Annotated in this window: 21 protein-coding genes; 3 read left to right on the top strand and 18 right to left on the bottom strand. The window is 40.2% G+C overall.

The annotated features are described in order from the left end of the window. Positions 1 to 177 precede the first annotated feature (177 nt). Positions 178 to 657, bottom strand: a complete 480-nt coding sequence (locus ADA55_RS08645; protein WP_048682064.1) for a SprT family protein — start codon at positions 655 to 657, stop codon at positions 178 to 180. An 83-nt stretch (positions 658 to 740) separates the two neighbouring features. Here ADA55_RS08645 and cmpA point away from each other — a divergent pair, with 83 nt between their 5' ends. Next, a complete protein-coding gene (gene cmpA, locus ADA55_RS29265; RefSeq protein ID WP_089364909.1) occupies positions 741 to 860 on the top strand; it encodes a cortex morphogenetic protein CmpA in 120 nt (39 codons plus the stop codon). 75 nt (positions 861 to 935) lie between these two features. Here cmpA and ADA55_RS08640 read toward each other — a convergent pair whose 3' ends face one another. The 14 genes from ADA55_RS08640 to acpS form a co-directional block, all read right to left on the bottom strand. Then, positions 936 to 3,119, bottom strand: coding sequence for a Tex family protein (locus ADA55_RS08640; protein ID WP_105718971.1), 2,184 nt, complete (start codon positions 3,117 to 3,119; stop codon positions 936 to 938). Positions 3,120 to 3,211: 92 nt separating this feature from the next. Beyond that, a complete protein-coding gene (locus tag ADA55_RS08635; RefSeq protein WP_226990439.1) occupies positions 3,212 to 3,823 on the bottom strand; it encodes a SpoIIE family protein phosphatase in 612 nt (203 codons plus the stop codon). Continuing rightward, entirely contained in the window at positions 3,820 to 4,608 is a 789-nt protein-coding gene (sigB, locus tag ADA55_RS08630; protein ID WP_034306363.1) for an RNA polymerase sigma factor SigB, read from the bottom strand. Before sigB ends, ADA55_RS08635 begins: the two co-directional genes overlap by 4 nt. Then, entirely contained in the window at positions 4,586 to 5,059 is a 474-nt protein-coding gene (gene rsbW / locus ADA55_RS08625; protein ID WP_034306366.1) for an anti-sigma B factor RsbW, read from the bottom strand. The genes sigB and rsbW overlap by 23 nt, the downstream gene beginning before the upstream one ends. Then, on the bottom strand, positions 5,056 to 5,388 hold the full coding sequence (locus ADA55_RS08620; RefSeq protein ID WP_034306369.1) for an anti-sigma factor antagonist: 333 nt from the start codon (positions 5,386 to 5,388) through the stop codon (positions 5,056 to 5,058). Before ADA55_RS08620 ends, rsbW begins: the two co-directional genes overlap by 4 nt. Positions 5,389 to 5,447: 59 nt before the next feature. Continuing rightward, entirely contained in the window at positions 5,448 to 6,458 is a 1,011-nt protein-coding gene (locus ADA55_RS08615; protein ID WP_048682059.1) for a PP2C family protein-serine/threonine phosphatase, read from the bottom strand. Between the two features lie 9 nt (positions 6,459 to 6,467). After that, positions 6,468 to 6,869: an anti-sigma regulatory factor gene (locus ADA55_RS08610; protein WP_048682056.1), complete on the bottom strand. Its 402-nt coding sequence runs from the start codon at positions 6,867 to 6,869 to the stop codon at positions 6,468 to 6,470. Positions 6,870 to 6,872: 3 nt separating this feature from the next. Continuing rightward, entirely contained in the window at positions 6,873 to 7,229 is a 357-nt protein-coding gene (locus tag ADA55_RS08605; protein WP_048682053.1) for an STAS domain-containing protein, read from the bottom strand. 2 nt (positions 7,230 to 7,231) lie between these two features. Further along, positions 7,232 to 8,059 (bottom strand): RsbT co-antagonist protein RsbRA, encoded by an 828-nt coding sequence (locus ADA55_RS08600; RefSeq protein WP_048682050.1) that lies wholly within the window; start codon positions 8,057 to 8,059, stop codon positions 7,232 to 7,234. Between the two features lie 413 nt (positions 8,060 to 8,472). Continuing rightward, positions 8,473 to 8,823 (bottom strand): type II toxin-antitoxin system PemK/MazF family toxin, encoded by a 351-nt coding sequence (locus ADA55_RS08595; protein ID WP_034306610.1) that lies wholly within the window; start codon positions 8,821 to 8,823, stop codon positions 8,473 to 8,475. A 7-nt stretch (positions 8,824 to 8,830) separates the two neighbouring features. After that, complete coding sequence (locus tag ADA55_RS08590) at positions 8,831 to 9,112, bottom strand: CopG family ribbon-helix-helix protein (RefSeq protein WP_034306380.1); 282 nt, start codon at positions 9,110 to 9,112, stop codon at positions 8,831 to 8,833. Between the two features lie 160 nt (positions 9,113 to 9,272). Further along, the gene (alr, locus tag ADA55_RS08585) at positions 9,273 to 10,457 is read right to left on the bottom strand and encodes an alanine racemase (protein ID WP_226990438.1); all 1,185 of its coding nucleotides are present in this window, start codon (positions 10,455 to 10,457) and stop codon (positions 9,273 to 9,275) included. A gap of 220 nt (positions 10,458 to 10,677) precedes the next feature. Continuing rightward, complete coding sequence (locus tag ADA55_RS08580; protein WP_048682041.1) at positions 10,678 to 11,682, bottom strand: LolA family protein; 1,005 nt, start codon at positions 11,680 to 11,682, stop codon at positions 10,678 to 10,680. A gap of 242 nt (positions 11,683 to 11,924) precedes the next feature. Beyond that, on the bottom strand, positions 11,925 to 12,275 hold the full coding sequence (gene acpS, locus ADA55_RS08575) for a holo-ACP synthase (protein WP_048682039.1): 351 nt from the start codon (positions 12,273 to 12,275) through the stop codon (positions 11,925 to 11,927). A gap of 108 nt (positions 12,276 to 12,383) precedes the next feature. On the opposite strand from acpS, the gene ADA55_RS08570 reads away from it, so the two are divergent. Next, entirely contained in the window at positions 12,384 to 12,974 is a 591-nt protein-coding gene (locus ADA55_RS08570; RefSeq protein WP_048682037.1) for a rhomboid family intramembrane serine protease, read from the top strand. A 26-nt stretch (positions 12,975 to 13,000) separates the two neighbouring features. Here the strand turns inward: ADA55_RS08570 and ADA55_RS08565 are convergent, their stop codons facing one another. The 3 genes from ADA55_RS08565 to ADA55_RS08555 form a co-directional block, all read right to left on the bottom strand. Beyond that, positions 13,001 to 14,464 (bottom strand): PH domain-containing protein, encoded by a 1,464-nt coding sequence (locus ADA55_RS08565; protein WP_048682034.1) that lies wholly within the window; start codon positions 14,462 to 14,464, stop codon positions 13,001 to 13,003. Beyond that, a complete protein-coding gene (locus ADA55_RS08560) occupies positions 14,457 to 14,930 on the bottom strand; it encodes a PH domain-containing protein (protein WP_048682031.1) in 474 nt (157 codons plus the stop codon). Before ADA55_RS08560 ends, ADA55_RS08565 begins: the two co-directional genes overlap by 8 nt. Positions 14,931 to 15,140: 210 nt before the next feature. Then, entirely contained in the window at positions 15,141 to 16,640 is a 1,500-nt protein-coding gene (locus tag ADA55_RS08555) for a DEAD/DEAH box helicase (protein WP_048682025.1), read from the bottom strand. Positions 16,641 to 17,872: 1,232 nt separating this feature from the next. Here ADA55_RS08555 and ADA55_RS08550 point away from each other — a divergent pair. After that, positions 17,873 to 19,024: a PP2C family protein-serine/threonine phosphatase gene (locus tag ADA55_RS08550; RefSeq protein ID WP_048682022.1), complete on the top strand. Its 1,152-nt coding sequence runs from the start codon at positions 17,873 to 17,875 to the stop codon at positions 19,022 to 19,024. The last annotated feature ends 81 nt before the right edge of the window (positions 19,025 to 19,105 follow it).

The raw sequence follows: 19,105 nt of genomic DNA, 5'->3' as shown, positions 1-19,105 counted from the left end.
CCGTTCGGTTAACAGCCGAATGCTCTACCACTGAGCTACTGCGGAATAATGAAAATTGGGTTCCTTTTTCACGCTCAAGGACCTTAGTGTTTGTCGTTAAGGACAAGTTGTTATCTTGTCGACTCTTATGATTATAAAGAGGTTGCAACCTAAAGTCAAGAGTTCTTTTGTGCTTTTTTATTTTTTTGTTTTTTGCTCCTTAAACCCTTGGTAAATCAATGTTCCACGACATTTACCACAAACGAAACGGGTAGTGTCGATTCGTTTTTTTCTTATATATACCTGCTGACAGTCTTCACATTTATATTGAATTGTATTCATCTTTTTCTTTAATTGGTTAGATGGCAGCGGCTCGCAAAATCTCGGTGCCCCCACTTTTTTGAGTAAATGCTTAAAGTCCGCATCACGATGCTGGTACCCCTTCTTCTCGATGTGCAGATGGTAATGGCACAATTCATGCTTAATGATTCCAATCATTTCTTCCACACCGCGTTCATCAAGATACTTCTTATTTATTTCTATATTGTGTGAACGGAGCAAGTATCGTCCTCCTGTTGTCCGGAGACGCGGATTAAAACTCGCTTGGTGTCTAAAGGCCTTTTTAAAGTCTTTCAACGAAATTTCTTCTACTAGTTTTTGCAATTGACGATTATCCATTTCCCCCTCCCTTTCCTTGGTAACATGACAACCCATTATAACATAGACTAATAATACAATAGGAAACTAAGGGAGGAAAAGCTATGCCTAATTGGTTCCAGAATCAAATCCGCAAAGCCTTTTATGAAAAGGATTATTATCAAGTGAAGATGTTGAATCAATGTTGGTTTTTTTATCAAAAGAAAGAAAGTCTCAGGTTATAGATTCGACATTGTTCCAAGTATAAATACATCATTTCAAAAAAAACCCCTTCTAATATAGAAGGAGCTTACCTTAGGCTAGTTTTGATCCTTTGGCTCGAGCATCGTTAAAGATACCCTTTGCTTTTGGGAGTCAACAAGTTCGACCCAGACTGTGACAACATCCCCAACGGCAACTACATCCAATGGGTGCTTTACAAACCGGTTGCTTAGTTTAGAAATATGCACCAGTCCATCCTGTTTAACACCGATGTCCACAAACGCACCAAAATCCACAACATTCCTCACTGTACCTTGTAATTCCATCCCAGTTTGCAGATCCTCCATTTTTAGTACATCCTGCTTAAGCAGCGGTTTTGATAACTCATCCCGAGGATCTCTTCCCGGTTTCATCAAATCATCGATGATATCTTTAATCGTAATTTCCCCAATTTCCAATTCATTGACCAAATCAGCCGGATTTAATTTACCTAACTCTTCATTCAGTGCATCACTGCCTAAATCATCAGATGTGAATCCCATTTTCTTCAATAATTTATTCACGGCACTGTAGTTCTCAGGATGTATCGCGGTTTGATCTAAGGGTTCATCTCCATTAATGATACGTAAGAACCCTATACATTGTTCATATGTTTTGGAACCCAGCCGGGGAATCTTCTTTAATTCCTTCCTGCTTGAAAACTTTCCTTCCACTTCCCTTTTCTTCACAATATTTTGAGCAACCGATTTTGATAAACCAGCTACATATTGTAATAGAGACGATGAAGCGGTATTGACATTAACACCCACCTGGTTAACAGCTGTTTCCACTACAAAGGTGAGGGATTCCGTTAACTTTTTCTGAGACACATCATGTTGATACTGGCCTACTCCCACCGATTGCGGATCAATTTTTACAAGTTCAGCAAGGGGATCTTGAAGCCTTCTACCTATCGAAACGGCGCTTCTCTGTTCTACTTGAAGATCCGGAAACTCTTCACGGGCAATATCCGAAGCTGAATACACACTAGCTCCCGCTTCATTAACAATTATATATGAAATGTTCCCTTTCACTTCTTTTAGAATATCTGCAATGAATTGCTCTGATTCACGTGATGCCGTACCATTGCCGATTGCCACGATCTCAACCGAGAACCGCTGAAGTATTTCGATCGTTTTTTCACGGGCAGCATGAAGTTTCGCAGCAGGAGGATGCGGATAGATCACACTGATATCGAGTACTTTTCCGGTTTCATCAATGACAGCAAGTTTACAGCCAGTCCGATATGCCGGATCTAAGGCGAGGACCACTTTTCCTTTAAGCGGAGGCTGCAAGAGCAGGTTCCGGAGGTTTTCAGAAAAAATGTGGATAGCTTGATCCTCCGCTTTTTCCGTCAGCTCTTTTCTGATCTCCCGCTCTACAGAAGGCATGATCAAACGCTTAAGTCCATCCTCAATCGAAGATTTAAGAACAACTTGGGCTTCAGATTTGTTATTTTTAATGATTTTACGTTCCAGATGACCAATGATGACTTCAGTCCTGGGCTGAATGGAAATTCGCAAAACCTCTTCCTTTTCACCTCTATTCAGCGCCAATACCCGATGTGGTACGATTCTTTGAACCGGCTCCTCATATTCATAGTACATTTCGAAGATTTTTTTCTCGTCTTTCTCTTCATTTTTCACAGTTGAAACCACTTTTCCAGCTTTGAAAATTTCAGCCCTTATCCACTTCCTTAATTCCGCATCATCGGATATATGTTCAGCTATGATATCCTGCGCACCTGCAATAGCCTCTTCAATAGAAGGAACTTCTTTTTCTGCCGATATGAATTCAGCTGCTTTTTCGCTGACTCGAGGATGCATTTGACATTCCAAAAGCCAATTAGCCAGTGGTTCAAGACCCTTTTCTTTAGCAACTGTCGCTTTCGTTCTCCTTTTTTGCTTGAATGGCCTGTATAAATCCTCGACTTCCTGCAGTTTTGTTGCCTTCTCGATTTGTTTTGTTAATTCTTCCGTCAATTTTCCCTGTTCACCAATTGAACGCGTAACTTCCGCTTTCCTCTGGCCAAGGTTTTCTAGATAGTTCCATCTTTCCATAATGGAACGAATCTGCACTTCATCAAGTGAACCAGTCATTTCTTTTCTATACCGTGCGATAAAAGGGACAGTATTCCCCTCTTGCAGCATCTGTATGACGTTTTGGACCTGATGATTTTTCAAAGTCAGCTCATTGGATATTTGTTTTATCAATTCTTTTAATGTATCTTCTATAACGATCATTTTGTATACCTCCAACCTTTTAATCTAATATATATAGTCTAGCAAATGAGCGATGAAGTTGCGAATTCCATACAAAAAAGCTCACTTCCGAATCATGGCGAAAGTAAGCTTCCTAAAATGAAAGTTGTATCATCTGCAGTTAATGGACTGCTTTTTAATATGCATTGGGCGTTCTTATCGATAGGGACCAGCCTTTTTAAAAAAGACTTAGCTCCCTTAAGTTCCAAACCATCGGAATGAAGAATGAATTTTGCATTTGGTTCATATTTGTATCTCTGCGTCCTGTATTTTTGTTTCCTACCGGATAAATACCCTGTAACAGGTAAAGGGTAAACGAGTTTATCGTCGCTTGGATTATACAGGAAAAAGCGGATGTTACCCACTGAACTGTATACAAATTCATTCTTGTCATAAAAGATTTTCAAAATGGAAACGGCTGCCCCCCGTTTATCGACTAAAACTTGATTGCACACTGCCATTAATGCATCCACATCCAAATCATGATTACGTTTAACTTCCTCGATGACGGCATGGGATGAATCGTATGCATTTTTCCCGCTGCCTAGCCCATCTGCCAGGACACATACAAAGTATTCTTCCGTATGAAGAAAAAAGTAATCATCGCCACAGTAAACCATCCCATTTTTAGACGATTGAGAGACAAGGACTTCTATTTTTTCTCCCCTCAGAATATCTTTGATCACTGAATTAACTCCGAGTTTTCAGCATTAATGGCTTCTTGAAGTTTCTTGATCGCTCGGCGTTGGAGCCTTGACACATGCATTTGGGAAATCCCAAGCTTATCGCCAGCTTCTTTCTGGCTTAAATTCTCTAAATAAGTATGTTGAATGATCATCTTTTCACGGTCACTCAGCACATGAAGCACTTTTTCAAGCACAAGACGCTGATTGACCTTTTCAAAACCTTCATCGACATTTCCGAATATATCAAGCAATGTGACAGTGCCGCCATCAGAATCCGCCTCAATAGAATGATCCACGGATAAAGCTTGATAGCTTTTTCCCATTTCCATCGCCTCTAAAACTTCTTCCTCGGTCACGCCTATACTATCGGCTATTTCATCTATTCTTGGTGAACGGTGCAGAGTTGTCGTTAACTCCTCGACAGTCACCCTGATTTTCGGACCTAGTTCCTTAATTCTCCTTGGCACATGGACACTCCATGTTTTGTCACGAAGGAACCTTTTGATTTCCCCGATAATAGTGGGGACGGCAAATGCCTCAAAGCTCTTGCCGAAGGATTCATCATATCGTCGAATGGCACCTAATAGACCAATCATGCCGACTTGGGAGATATCCTCCTGAAATGATTTCCCTTTCGCATACTTACGGGAGATTGTTTCAACCAAACTTTTATAATGGATGACGAGATTACTCTGCGCTTCTTCATCTTGATTCTGCTGGTAAGCTCTGATCCATTCATTTACCTGTTCTCTTTGTGCCTGATTAGGTTGAGACTGTTTTTGCATCCATCTCCACCTGCTCTCCTTCTAAAAACTTAGTCATAAATACAGTAACCCCATCATGCTGATGAATTTTTACATCATCCATCAGAGTTTCAATAAGGTAAAGACCCAAGCCTCCTTCTCTCAAAAGTTCGACTTTTTGTCCATTTTCGTATGGACCTAGCCCTTGACGAACCTCCTCGAAATTACAGCTCTTGCCACTATCGGAAACCATGACCTCCAAACGGTCAGGATAAAGGCCGAAACTTACTTTCACTTCACCTTTTTCAGAATCCTTATATGCATGCTGTACCGCATTTGTACAAGCTTCACTGGTAGCGATTTTCAAATCCTCTATTTCATCATACGCAAATCCCATCCGGCTTCCAATTCCAGAAAGCGTTAAACGAATGACACCGATGAATTCTGGTTTTGCAGGTATTTTCATTTCGATGTAATCATATACTTGACTCATTCTAACCCACCCTCTGTACCACTTTTTATATCAATGATATCTGCAAGACCTGTTATATCAAATAAACGTCGTAACCTTTCCGATAATCCAACTAACGTGAACTCGCCATTATGCGCCCTTACGCTTTTAAAAGCACCGACGAATACCCCGAGTCCCGTACTATCCATATACGAAACTTCAGTTAGATCAATAGTAATCGAAACATTTTCCTGCTCTGAAATTGGAAATAATGATTCTCTTAGTTTCGGTGCAGTATAAGCATCGATTTCACCTTTTAGTTTTACATTAAATTCAGTATTCAATTCATTAACATCTACTGTTATATTCATCCTTGACCCACCTCTTCAAATCCTCTTCATTCCTATATCTATACCCAGCAGAAACAATACTAAACATTTGATTTTAAAATTATTAATGTAAAATCATCCCTCAGTTGGAAGTTCTGCATTTTCTCCAATTGTTTATATATATTATTCACCATTTCCTGGGCTTGCAAATGCATATTCTTTCTAATCAAACCAATAAGCGTTTCCCTTTCTATGAACCCATCATTCGTGCGGCACTCCGTTACTCCGTCAGATAATAAAATGATCATGTCTCCACGATTCACCGTTTTTTCATATTGGCGATACCTTGTTTTCTTATCAACGCCAAGCAACAAGCCCTTTGCATCCAAATCGCTAAAAGTACCTGTAGCTGCGTCATAGTAAAATCCAGGTTCATGTCCGGCTGAAGCATAGGAAAATTGCCTGTCATGCGGATCATATAAACCATAGAACATGGTTATGAACATGCTTGGATCAACATTATGCTCCACAACCCGGTTCAAGCTCTCAAGTACACTATTCGGTTCATGACGATGCTCCGGAAGACTGTCCATCGCATATTTGATCATCGACATGCACAGCGCAGCAGGGATCCCTTTTCCTATGACATCGGCTATCCCTACCCCTATACGCTCATTTTCATCCTGGACGAAGTGATAGTAATCCCCGTTCATCTGCCTCGCAGGAACACTGATCGCCCCAATTTCAAGAGCTTTGATATCAGGGATTTCCGTTTCCAAAAGAGTGTGTTGAACGTTTGCCGCTATCTCGATTTCCGTTTTCAGTTCCTGCTGTTGATGTCTGAGGCTTTGATGTTCACGGTATGCAATGCCGTAGCCCATCATGACTTCTAGCAGAAAATCGAAAGAATCCAATACTTTTCCCGGTAATTCCGGGTAAAGTTCCATTAAGTTATTTTTATGCATACTTATGATTTCTTCTGGAGATATATTGTATTTGATATGTAGGCGGCTAATCTTCTGCCCTTGATAGAGTGCCTGCTCATTTTGGTCTTTAAGATAAGTAGAAAGCGCCTCATGATACTTTTTCTCCATGTTCTCCCTAATATCCATAGTCCCCCCCTAACGGAGCCATTTCGTCGCGATAATCTTAGTCCCTTCACCTGGTATCGATTCAATATCAAAGTCATCCATTAAACGTTTGGCTCCAGGAAGGCCTGCCCCCAGCCCCCCTGAGGTGGTATATCCATCTTCCATGACTCTGCGGATATCCTCAATTCCCGGCCCTTGGTCTTCTGCAATGATTTTCAATCCTGACTTCCCATTTATATTTAGCTTTTCTATGCTAACACTGCCTTGTCCAGCATATAGGTATATGTTTCGGGCCAATTCGCTAATGGCCGTTGTGATTCTGGCCTGGTCTACAGTACCGAACCCCAACTCTTTAGCGACATTTCTTCCGAGCTGCCTTGCAGCTACGATGTCCCATTCATTTATGATTTTTACGCAGGATTGGAACTCCATTCTTTAATCCCCCAATTCCTGTTGTAATTTCTCCAGGCCTTTCTCTAAGTCTAATGCTGTCAGAACATCATCGAGACTAATTCCTAGTTCAATCAATGTTATTGCAACAGCAGGCTGGATTCCCGTAATTACAACTTTGGCCCCCATAAGCTTAGACATGCTAAAGACATCGCCTAATACCTTTGCGATAAAAGAATCAATAAAATCGATTGAGGTAATATCTATAACAACGCCATTCGCGCTTGTTTCATGAATCTTATGCAGTAAATCCTCTTGAAATTGAAGGGCTGTCACATCATCCAATTCCCACTGTATAGAGACTAACAAGCAGTCATAAAGCTTTAATATCGGAATCCTCATACTTATCCCTCCACCTTTACGATCTTACGGCTCGTTAATTCCAACGCAACTTCTATCCCTTTTTTCAACGTATTTTTTGTAATCACTTCATTTAAATTAATGCCAAGATTAACGATGGTTTGAGCTATTTCAGGGCGGATGCCGCATAGTATACATTTGGCGCCCACTAATCTGACTGCCTCAGCAGCTTGAATGATATGGTGGGCAACCATGGTATCCACGACCGGCACGCCCGTAATATCAATAAGAACGACTTCAGATCTATGCTTAACCACGCCAGTCAACAGGTTTTCCATTATCTGTTTGGCACGTTCCGTATCAATCGTACCAATCAGCGGCATTACCGTAATTCCTTCCAATACAGGAATGAGCGGTGCCGAAAGTTCTTGCAACGCTATTTTTTGCATGGAAACGGTTCTTTCCCAAGTTTGAGTATATATATTGACTATTTCATTATTTATCGGTGTCGCCCATTTATCCAAATGGTTAACGAGATTGACTTGATTATCAGGAGTAACGAGACCCTTTTCCACCATTCCATTAATGACAATTAACGTGAACTTATGAAGTCCTTCATTGACGAAAGTAAGAGGCCATCCCAATTGGACGACTTTCTCGGCAAAATCTGAAAGCTTCAATGTGAATTCCTTGTTTTTACTATCAACGTTCGTGATGATCATATCTATAAATTCACTGCTCGTTTGCGTGAACATTCGATCTGAGACAACTTTAATTAATCTTTCGTCCGTACTTTCCTTCATGATGCCCATCCACTCAGTAAGGATGTAATCTTGATTTTGCTTAATAAAATCGTAAACCAATTGATTCATAATATCCTCCCATTCTAACACAATTGCTATGTTTCCCTGTCCACGTCACAAGGATGTTAACTAACTGTAATGTTATTTCCATTTTGATTTCCTTCGAGTTTCTCCACTGCACTTTTGCTTTTTTTAGGTATTTACAACATAACTACATACCCGAAATTCAGGTAAGAAAAACATAAATTAATGAAAAGTTAGGGAGATACCATAAAAAACAATGACATTCCATCCAATATCTAACTGTATAATGTTTTTATTCGTCAAATTTTTCATATTTCCTCCCTGTTTACTTTTTGGACACATGTTTATGTTATTTCATAAAAAAACACGATTCCCACAGTACAGGAATCGTGCCATCTAAATAATATCAAGAATGATTTGTATTATAATAACGCCCGGTTTAACGGGAAAAATTCTCTTTAAAACTCAATGAGGCCTAAACTTATTTGCAAAGCTTCATTGACTTTTTGCATCATCGGTTCGTCAAGATGCGTAATTTTATCAGTTAAACGCTGCTTATCGATAGTCCGGATCTGTTCTAATAAAATGACGGAATCCCGTTCGAATCCGTACTTTTTTGCATTAATCTCAACATGCGTAGGCAATTTCGCTTTTTGAATTTGAGCTGTAATGGCTGCCACGATCACAGTCGGACTAAAGCGATTACCAATATCGTTTTGTAAAATTAGTACCGGACGGGTTCCACCCTGCTCTGAACCGACTACCGGGGAAAGGTCTGCGAAGTATACGTCACCACGCTTAACAACAATCAATGGCTCAGCCTCCGCTAACTAATCGTTCAACGCAATGACCAGCCTCGAATTCAGCCTGGAAGGCTTCAGAAGCAATCGTTAAATTAATGGCCGCCATTTCAATATAACCGCGTTTCATCGATTCACGAAACTCTTTCTTTTTACGTTCGCGAAGATACATTTTTGTGGCACGATAAATAAATTCACTGCGATTCACATTTTCCTCACTCGCATACCCGTCTAACTCTGTTAAAAAATTTTGAGGTAATCGAATTAATATCTCTCTTGTTGCGCTGGATTCAGACACAAACATACACCTCCACCATCACTACACACCTTTATTATATATCCTTTTCAATATTACCATTAAATTGCCTATCTGCAAAGAGTATATTCTATTCTCAATCCTATTATCAGCATAATAAAGGAAATCTTATTCACAATCTTAGGATTTTTTTACAATCCGCTCATTCCAAAATGAAGTTGCGTGCATGATTCATCTGATTGTCTTTCATATATATGCGGGGCACTCTTGCTCCTATCATGCATGTCACCTCATAGTTGATCGTTTCCAGTTTTGCCGCTATCTCATCGACAGTGATCGATTCATCCCCATCATTCCCGATTAATGTGACCACTGTTCCTACAGGGTATGGTCCAGGAAGCTTGATCATGCATTGATCCATGCAAATCCTTCCGACTATGGGCACTCTTTTTCCATCCACAAGAACTTCCTGACCTTGCAGCTTACGGATCCAACCGTCAGCATACCCGATTGGCAAAGTTCCAATCCATTCATCACCTTCAGATGTATAAGTCGCTCCATAACTAACGCTTTCACCCTTAGCAAGCTGTTTAACCGCGACCATCTCCGTTCTCAATGATATAGCCTGTTTTAATGGAAATGGCAATATCGGCTTCATTTCCATGGAAGGACTCAAACCATACATGGAAATCCCCATTCTTATTGCATTCCATTCTAAATCGGTGAACCTTAAAGAAGCTGCACTATTGGCTGCATGAACATATTCCGGCTTTCCCGTCAATTCGGAAAGCATCCCTTTAAAGAAAGCAAGCTGCTTTTCATATAAGTCCGTCTTCATTTCATCCGCAGTCGCGAAATGAGTGAATATCCCTTGGAAATTGAAACAAGCTTCCCTCTTAAGCAAACTTTCCACTTTCATGAGTTTACCTTTATCTCGAATGCCGATTCTCCCCATGCCGCTATCCACTTTTACATGGATTTGCAAAACTTGTCCCGGTTTCAACAAATCCTTTGCCTTCTCCAACCATGCTTCATCGAAAACCGTCACGGAAATCCCATGCTCGGCAGCAAGCGCTGCACTTTCAGGCCTAGAAGCCCCAAGGACAAGAATCGGAGCCAATATACCTTTTTTCCGTAAGGCAAGAGCCTCATCCAAAAAAGCTACACTTAAAAAATCCGCCCCCGCATCAAGCGCCGTTTTAGCCACTTCATAGTCCCCGTGGCCATAAGCATTGGCTTTAACGACAGCGAAAAGACTAACGCCCTTTCTCAGACTTTTTTTCATTGAAGAGATATTTTCAAAAATATTATCCAAATTTACTTCTGCCCACGTATCTCGATGAAATATTTTCGTTTCCAAGACCTTTTCCTTCTTTCCTGCACTCACCATAAGATTCTTCCCAGTAGCGAAGTTTTCGTTTCATTATAGGACCATTCTATAACCAACCGCTAGAAAGATAAAGTGCTTTTTCACCTTGATCCTCTTTTCCCAGCTAACAGCCTAAATCAAATAATGGGTTAAAAATGTCAACAAGCCGCTTCCCCGCCTATCCTACCCAGAAGAAACCTTCGTAAGGAGACGGGAAACATCAGCTTGTTATGTAATCCTATTTGACTGGATCTTCCCCAACCGAACGGGCGACTTCTATCATCTCTTCCTGTGTCAAATCCTTTGATGCTAGCATGTAATCGACACCTTCAAAAGTCCATGCAATCGTATTTCCCGTCATGGCACCGACAGTATAACCCAAATCAACAGGTTCTCCATTCACATTCGTCGAAACGGAAGTTTGGACTACCTCAGCTTTTTCCTGAACTAATGTAAAACTTTTTGTACCCTCATAGGTCAAAACGACACGTTCTCCCTTTTCCGTCGTAATTTCTTTTTCTTCCGTTAAATTCATATCACCAATATTTTCAGGGTATTTCACTGCAAACCCCTCATTTTGGACTTCTGCCATAACGGGAGCTTCAAGTTGTGCACTTGTCATGTTTTTCTTCATGTCGAATGAATCTTTATCAAAACTCGTATCGAATTTTACTTTTGAGAATTCAACAAGAACCAAAGCGGTCCTATCAGGGTCCATGACTTTTACACTGACTGGGGATAAATCCTTTTTGTTTATAGTAATCTCTTGAAATGGTAACATTTTATTGTTTTGGTAGCGCGTTTTCGTTTCAAAGACATAATGTTTATCCGTTTCTTTATATGTCGCACTTTTATCTTCCGTAATGTCTTTCACCAACGACTCGAACAAATAGGCCTGACTGCTGTTCTCCGGCCACTCGCTTTGAAATTTAAAACTTTTATTCAAAGCAGGCGTCAAAACATATACACCATCATCATTTTTCAAAATCATCTGGCTTTGATCTTTCTCTTCATTTTTCAGATTCACGCGGTAAAAAGAAGGGTCCTTATGCCAAATCTCCACATTATACACTTGAGGTTCCGTCCCCATCTTTAATGTCATCTTCGCGTTAGCTTTATATCCTTTCATTTCACCAAGCTTCTCATTCAATTCACTTACTACATCACTCTGCGATTTTTGGCCGCAAGCAGAAAGAGCAAGCAAGAGCATGATCCCTGCAAAAAGCATTACCATCTTCTTCATCTTTTCAACCCCTTTTTGTCATTTGAACGTAAAAGGGAGAGGAAAAGGCAGGATCCGGACATTGGCTCGACTGATGTCTTAAATTCCTCAGTATTTTAGACAGGACCATTTCTCGATCCGGCTAAAAACTTTTCGAGAGCACCTACTCTGCCATGTACCTTTTACCGGGCCTTGTCTCCCTATAGCACTAAATGTATATGAGACAACCTTAAGGTTTATGACCCGATTGGACAAAACTCCACTCACCCTTCAATTACGACTTGAGCAACCGCATAATCCCTGCTATGGCTAATCGAAAGATGGACACCTTCAGAAAACGGCTTAGAAATCACCGGCTTTCCTTTATCATCCGAGATGATTTCAATATCCAAAAAGGATAAGTGTTTACCGATCCCTGTACCGTTCGCTTTTGAAAAAGCCTCCTTTGCCGCAAAACGCCCAGCAAAATACTCGACCTTCCTTCTTCCATTTAACTTTTCGAAAATCAAGATTTCACTTTCCGTCAATATACGATCCTTTAAACGGGGTTGCCGATTAATCAATGTTTCCATTCTATCCAACTCAGTAATGTCCACGCCTATACCTTTAATCACTTTGACACCTCTTCTATTAATTTAATAAGTTGCATATCATTAGGAGGACTCTTTTACCTGAAAATGATAATATTGTATCTAATTAAAAACGATATATAGGAGGAATTTATGTTTACAAGAACAGAAAGCTTCCGCGAATATGCAAATTCTTATCGAGCTGTAACTGTGCTCATACTCATTATGATGCTTGTATTCGTTCTCGTCCTTTTCCCCGTACTTCCCGGCAATGTACTCTTTTATTATGGCACAGGTGTGAATTTATACATCGCTGATGGACAATGGTGGCGTTTGATCACCCCCATCTTTCTACATAGCACGTTTACACATTTACTGTTTAATGGATTCTCACTTGCCATCTTTGGCCCATTCCTGGAGAAATTACTTGGAGCCTTCAAGTTTTCAATCTTCTTTTTATCGACAGGGATCCTTGCCAATATCGCAACCTTCCTGATTAACCCACTGACATATAACCACGTAGGTGCTAGCGGAGCAATTTTTGGTTTACTCGGATTCTTTCTATATCTTGTACTGTTCAATAAAACCAATTTTACGAACAACGAAAGAAATACAGTATATACATTGACCGGAATTGCCATTATCATGACTTTCATCCAACCGCAGATCAACGTTGTCGGTCATTTGGCTGGAATGGCAACCGGCTTTTTAACAGCTCCATTATTCTTAAGAAAAAAATGGTAGGCCAAACAGCCGACTCTTCCTTTCAATCATTGGGAGTCGACTGCTTTTTTAGGTGAATACCATGATTTAATTATTAGACAATCCTTTTCTTCCACATCAGCAACCATACCGACCCGGGAGGTAATTCCTGATTTAATCGATGCTGTAATGGTGGCTAATTCTTTTCGATTCTGAAACCAGCTTTTTTTATATGTGATTGATTGAATTCTGCTTCTCTGCATGATCAATGTTTGCTTCGAGAAAAAACGGCTGCTCAATAGCAATAAATTCCCTTCTATGCTCCAACCTGAATCTCTATATTGCATGTATGCCCAAAAAATCGCCAACGGTACAAGCAAGAAGGAAAGATAACCCCAAGGTCTGAAAAACCATACCAAGGCACCGATGATCGGGATGAGGTATAGAAACTTTCGAAACACATACCTGGAAAGTGCACGCTTGGGTATTGGTGTCATCTCCGTATCCGTTTCATAAACCGGTAAAATTTCCGGGATTTTCTTCTGTAAATGCTTCTTCCTGATTAAAGGGAACAGCATGATGGAAAGACTTTCTTTATCTTCCATGCTCCCTCCCGCATATTCAATATAAACCGTCGCCAATCCCAATGGCTTTCGAATTAAATTCTCCATGATCCGGATACCTTGAATTTTATGGATAGGGATTGTCAGCCGTCTTTTCTCGAGAAGCCCCCTGGAAATAACGATCTCCTCATCCGTTTTTATCACGGTAAAGGAAGCGTATTTAATTACCATACTTAATGTGGCCAGCACATAAACCGCCAATAAAGCCACAAGGGCAAACAAGGTCAGAATGAAGGTCCCCATTTCAATAAAATCTTCATAATCCTTAAATATTCTCTTAAAAGGTATCATTTCATCGAACTGTGAAATAAAAGCGACTGCCCCGGATAGGAAGACACCTACCGCTCCCGAAGTGGCAGCCATAGCGAATAACTGCGGCAGCGTCTGCTTAAAAACGGAAGATGATTTTGCTGTAATTTCATTATCCGCGACTTCATCTTTATCCCTATCAAATGGGTTATACGCATTTTTTTCCTCACTTATATAAGCATTGATTCGATCCGCATCACTTTTGCTTATGGCTGATAATACGGCATCCGCCTGAGACCCGCCTGCCGTTTCAATATTCAGCTTCACCAGGCTGAATACCCTCTGGATGATGCCCTCTGATATATCTATGCTATGAATCCGGTCAAACTTTATATACCGTTTCTTCCTTACGAATACCCCGGACTCAATTCTGAATTCGCCCTCTTCTATCCGATATGTAAAGCGTAACCATTGCAAGAATGCATTCCCTATAATCAAAAGTATAATAATGGCAATGACCAGCGGTTGTATCCATCCGGGAATTCCTTCATTCTTCCCAGGAATGACGACCACTAATAAAAAAGGGATGACTAACTCCTTAATCGATTTAATGATGTTAAGCAATACAGCTATGGGGTGAAGCCTTTTAGGATCAGACATCTTCTTCCTCCACACTTGCCATTCTCGAAATATAATGCCGCAATTCATCTGCCTCTGCAAGGTCCAAGGCAGGGATAACATGAAGAGTAGCTGCAGTGGAAATTTCAACGGAGGCTAAATCGTATTTTCTTAATAATGGCCCTTGCTTCGTTTCAACATGCTGAACCCTTATCATGGGTATGAGTGTTCTTTTAATGACGAAAATACCACTTTGGATATCAATTTCAGTATTTCTTACTTCGTAACGCCACCTCTTCCATTTAACCGACGGAATCAGAAAGATGGCCAGATAGGATTGGATTATCGAAATTAGGACCAACGCGCCAATCACCCAATATGTCCAATCAAAAATGATTGTAAGCACGAGTACGGCGATGCTTATAATCCAGGTTATTGAACAGCTTATAAGACCACTGATTTTCCATACGGTTAAGGCCTTATTCGATATACGATTTTCAGGTTCCATGTGCTTCTCCTATTCCGGACAGGTAATGCTAATTGAATCATCATCATCCATCCTTGCTTTCATCCATTATACTATATTTAAATACTGGAAATTAACCCCTTTTCAAACAAAGGCTGTGAGCATTCCATCCAAAAACCGCGGATACCTTCATGAAGAGTTGGAGATGCACATAAAAAAATGCCGCTCAAATGAGCGGCATTCCCAATTCAATTAAATCTTATTAGTTTTTTCTCTTTTTTGGCTCGTGCTGCGGTTTCCGTAACCATTCGATTTACGGTTCGTGCTTGGGCGTTTCCCTGATCCGCTGCCGTAATCTTTTCTGCCTGAAGAACTGCGGCCATTGCGCTGTCTGTTGCCAGAAGATCCGCTTCCTCCGCGATTGCGACGCATTGGAGATGGAGATTCTTCCGTTAACTTGATAGGCGTTTGATCCGGTTCTTTTGTCATTGATTTAAGCATGGCTGCAACTAAATCCGCTGCGCTATGTTTTTGCAATAACTCTTCCGCTTGACCAAGATATAAAGTTAAATCCTCATTCTCGATTGTATTAAGGATTTTTTCCGTTACTGCTTTTTGTTGACCTTCCAACGCTTCAGTTAACGTAGGAGTCTTAAGTTTCTCCATACGTTTTTTCGTTGTATGTTCAACTGCATGCAGTTGGCCTCTTTCTCTTGGTGTTACAAACGTAATGGCTATACCATGTTTACCCGCACGTCCTGTACGTCCAATACGGTGAACGTAGCTTTCCGGATCTTGAGGGATATCAAAGTTGTATACGTGAGTAACGCCGGAAATATCAAGTCCACGTGCAGCAACGTCAGTAGCAACGAGCACATCGATGCTACGGTCTTTGAACTTTTTCAATACAGAAAGGCGTTTTGCCTGGCTAAGGTCACCATGAATGCCTTCAGCCATATAACCGCGGATATTCAATGCAGATGCCAATTCATCTACACGGCGTTTCGTACGTCCGAAGACGATCGCAAGATCCGGTGTTTGAATATCGAAAAGGCGTGCAAGTGTATCGAATTTTTCACTTTCTTTTAACTCCAAGTAATATTGTTCGATACGATCCACTGTCATTTCTTTTGCTTTTACACGTACAAGAACTGGTTCTTGCATGAATCTTTCAGCAATTTTACGGATCGGATCAGGCATTGTAGCTGAGAAAAGCAATGTTTGCCTTTCATCAGGAACCGTTGAAAGGATTAATTCAATATCCTCAATGAATCCCATGTTAAGCATTTCATCCGCTTCATCAAGAACTACAGTGTGAACTCCGCCTAATTTAATATTTTTACGTTTGATATGGTCTAAAAGACGACCAGGCGTACCAACGATAATATGTGGTTTTTTCTTTAAAGCACGGATTTGACGGTCGATGTCTTGTCCACCATAAACTGCAAGTACACGAGCACGTTTTCCGTAACCAAGCTTGAAAAGTTCCTCGGAAACTTGAATGGCAAGCTCACGTGTAGGTGCAATGACGATCCCTTGCACGTTTTCGTTATTGATATCGATGTTTTCCATCAATGGAATACCGAATGCTGCTGTTTTACCTGTTCCTGTTTGCGCTTGACCGATTATATCTTTACCTTCAAGTGCTAGAGGTATCGTTTGGGATTGAATCGGGCTCGCTTCCTCAAATCCCATTTTTTCTATTGATTTCATGGACGTTCTATCTAATCCTAATTCGCTAAACAATGTCAATGTTTTCGTACTCCTTTTTATATCGTAAATTTACACGTGCATTCATGGATCATGCACAGATGTTTTAGTTCAAATCCTCATCATCATGACGGATGTTCTTCTTTATCTCTTAATAAAAAGTTTATCATTATCACCTAAAAGTATGTCTGCCTTTTAGTTCAAATGAACTCAATATGATTTTTTAAAAAGGAAATATACCAGTACGGACATTCACTGGCATTTTTAATTTCGCGCACGTGTAAACTTATCATTAACCTACGCTCATCTTTTTAAAAGTACATGTAACCAAAATTAAATTCAATATGGAAAATTAAAAGTAGCATAAACGGTGTTTGACCGTTTTATTCAGGTGAGGGCTGCTGCACCTATTATTCATCAAACTTAAAAAGGCTGGATGAACAAAACTTGACGAGAGCCAAGATTCTTATACAAAACAGGCCCGGTGCGTTGAGGATTTGCAGAAGTGGAAAAGCGCTAAAAATGCGGCTTGATTCCCTAATAGCTACTAAAGCCGCCAAGAGATGCAGCTTTTATATATGACCAGACGCGCGGCCTATTTAATCTAAAATAATCTCAAGAATGAACTCATGAAACATGTAAGAACATACAATTTTGTTGCCTCAACCTGATTAATTTAAATAATCATCAATGATAAGACATTTAAACTCATACTCATATTACCATTTTCAAACTGTTAATGCAATAAAGGATATCGCCCCATTCACAGTTACTAAAACTTTGGATCGTTTCAAGAACGGTGAAATTGGATATCACCACCTGATAAATGTACAACTGATTTATTCAACAGAATTACCTTAGTTACTATAACCTATCATGCGTAAGTGGATTCAGACCGGAAACGACAGTTGGCTTCAGGAATCCAGTTGGGAGGATTTCAGTAACCTATTCCTGTTTTAAAATAACGGTTCGGGATAAACCATTCCAGACCACTTACTATATCCATGTGAATTTTTCACAAAACGAACATCCATTTATATATGATATGAGTTTAAATCAAATAGTTTCAACAAACCTTTTTCAGGAAGGATTAAATCTAATGATAACACCCTTCCACGGTTGCCCCCGTTGGAAGAAAGGGCTTATCATGATTGAATTTCCAGGTACATGGGATCATTCATTTTTCCGAAAATTACATCTTTTTGTCTAAAAATTATAGTAAATAACTCTAAATACAGTATGATTGACCTATCAACAAATCAACGGGGGGTTATATGAACATATTCACAATAGATGTTCCTTTATGTAAGGATTTTGGTCGAATCTTAAAGAAAATGAACAAGAAAGTCACTTTTTTGGAGGATCCACTCAATCAAAGTCATCTATTCGAAGATTCATCGGACTTAATGAAATCATTATTTATTTTGCCTTTACACATATCAAAAGATTCTTGGCAGCAAACTTCTTTATTCGCCTTAGCTGAATCTCACGAAATCCCTATCTTATTCATTTACAAACGCACTTTAGGAATGGATCCCCCTCAGACCTTACCGGAAAAGACCTTTTATGAAACCATGGCAGTCCCTGCCGATTCAGTAGAAGTCCGGATTAAATTAAGGTCACTCAAAAACATCAGCATGCAATTGTTTTCGGCAAAACTGAAGGGGCAGGAGCTTGAAAAGATACACCAAAAATCGGCAAGGAGCCTGCGAATTGCAAAGGGCATTCAACTTTCAAGTTTACCTTTGTCGATAAATAATGAAGATATAGAGATCAAAGGCCTTTTTCAGCCTTCGAGTGACCTTTCTGGGGATTTATTTTACTGGGCGGAGGTTGATGACAGTATATACGGCTTCATCATGATCGATGTATTTGGAAAAGGCATCCACACAGCCCTTATAAACATGTCCATAAGGGCTTTGATGCCCGACCTTATCAAACGGGTAAAAGACCCCATTTACATAACAGAGGAACTGGGCAAACATATTCGGGACCTATTTCAAGGAGTTAATCGGCAAAACAAAAAACATGCTCGTATTACAGCCTTCATCGCATACGTGAATACAAAGGATCGACTCATCGAATATGTGAACTACGGACTTCCTTCAGCCTTTTTGTATTCCCCATGCACCAACCAAATTCTCAATTTAAACGAAGGGGCCACCCCAAGCGGACCGATCCCCGAATTGCCCATAAAAAAAGTAGTCTTTCATTATGAACCAGGAAGCCGATTCATCATCTATACAGATGAACTGTCTAAAACGCCTACACCTTCCGCCATTGACCGATCTGACAATATCGAGAGGGAATTCATTGAAAATGTCCATCTCGATACAAATGACCTTCTTCAGAAGCTATTGGTCTCAAGGATGAGGCATTCAGTGATTAACGATGACATCTGCATTATAGCCGGGACACTGTTTTAAACACAATAAAAAAGGCCGTTTCAAAAAAGAAACGGCCTCAGTTTGTAGACAAAAGGGGTTCGGAATTAAAAAATTCTGAAC

This window comes from Bacillus sp. 220_BSPC, from assembly GCF_001054655.1.
Lineage (GTDB): Bacteria > Bacillota > Bacilli > Bacillales > DSM-1321 > Peribacillus > Peribacillus frigoritolerans.
Note: the sequence above shows the minus strand (reverse complement) of the source record. Positions and strands in the feature narration are given on the sequence as shown.

Excerpts from the sequence above, each read along its gene's own strand:
- ADA55_RS08645 (WP_048682064.1), bottom strand. The coding sequence starts at position 657 with ATGGATAATCGTCAATTGCAAAAACTAGTAGAAGAAATTTCGTTGAAA.
- cmpA (WP_089364909.1), top strand. The coding sequence starts at position 741 with ATGCCTAATTGGTTCCAGAATCAAATCCGCAAAGCCTTTTATGAAAAG.
- ADA55_RS08640 (WP_105718971.1), bottom strand. The coding sequence starts at position 3,119 with ATGATCGTTATAGAAGATACATTAAAAGAATTGATAAAACAAATATCC.
- sigB (WP_034306363.1), bottom strand. The coding sequence starts at position 4,608 with ATGCAAAAACAGTCTCAACCTAATCAGGCACAAAGAGAACAGGTAAAT.
- rsbW (WP_034306366.1), bottom strand. The coding sequence starts at position 5,059 with ATGAGTCAAGTATATGATTACATCGAAATGAAAATACCTGCAAAACCA.
- ADA55_RS08620 (WP_034306369.1), bottom strand. The coding sequence starts at position 5,388 with ATGAATATAACAGTAGATGTTAATGAATTGAATACTGAATTTAATGTA.
- ADA55_RS08615 (WP_048682059.1), bottom strand. The coding sequence starts at position 6,458 with ATGGATATTAGGGAGAACATGGAGAAAAAGTATCATGAGGCGCTTTCT.
- ADA55_RS08610 (WP_048682056.1), bottom strand. The coding sequence starts at position 6,869 with ATGGAGTTCCAATCCTGCGTAAAAATCATAAATGAATGGGACATCGTA.
- ADA55_RS08605 (WP_048682053.1), bottom strand. The coding sequence starts at position 7,229 with ATGAGGATTCCGATATTAAAGCTTTATGACTGCTTGTTAGTCTCTATA.
- ADA55_RS08600 (WP_048682050.1), bottom strand. The coding sequence starts at position 8,059 with ATGAATCAATTGGTTTACGATTTTATTAAGCAAAATCAAGATTACATC.
- ADA55_RS08580 (WP_048682041.1), bottom strand. The coding sequence starts at position 11,682 with ATGAAGAAGATGGTAATGCTTTTTGCAGGGATCATGCTCTTGCTTGCT.
- ADA55_RS08570 (WP_048682037.1), top strand. The coding sequence starts at position 12,384 with ATGTTTACAAGAACAGAAAGCTTCCGCGAATATGCAAATTCTTATCGA.
- ADA55_RS08565 (WP_048682034.1), bottom strand. The coding sequence starts at position 14,464 with ATGTCTGATCCTAAAAGGCTTCACCCCATAGCTGTATTGCTTAACATC.
- ADA55_RS08560 (WP_048682031.1), bottom strand. The coding sequence starts at position 14,930 with ATGGAACCTGAAAATCGTATATCGAATAAGGCCTTAACCGTATGGAAA.
- ADA55_RS08550 (WP_048682022.1), top strand. The coding sequence starts at position 17,873 with ATGAACATATTCACAATAGATGTTCCTTTATGTAAGGATTTTGGTCGA.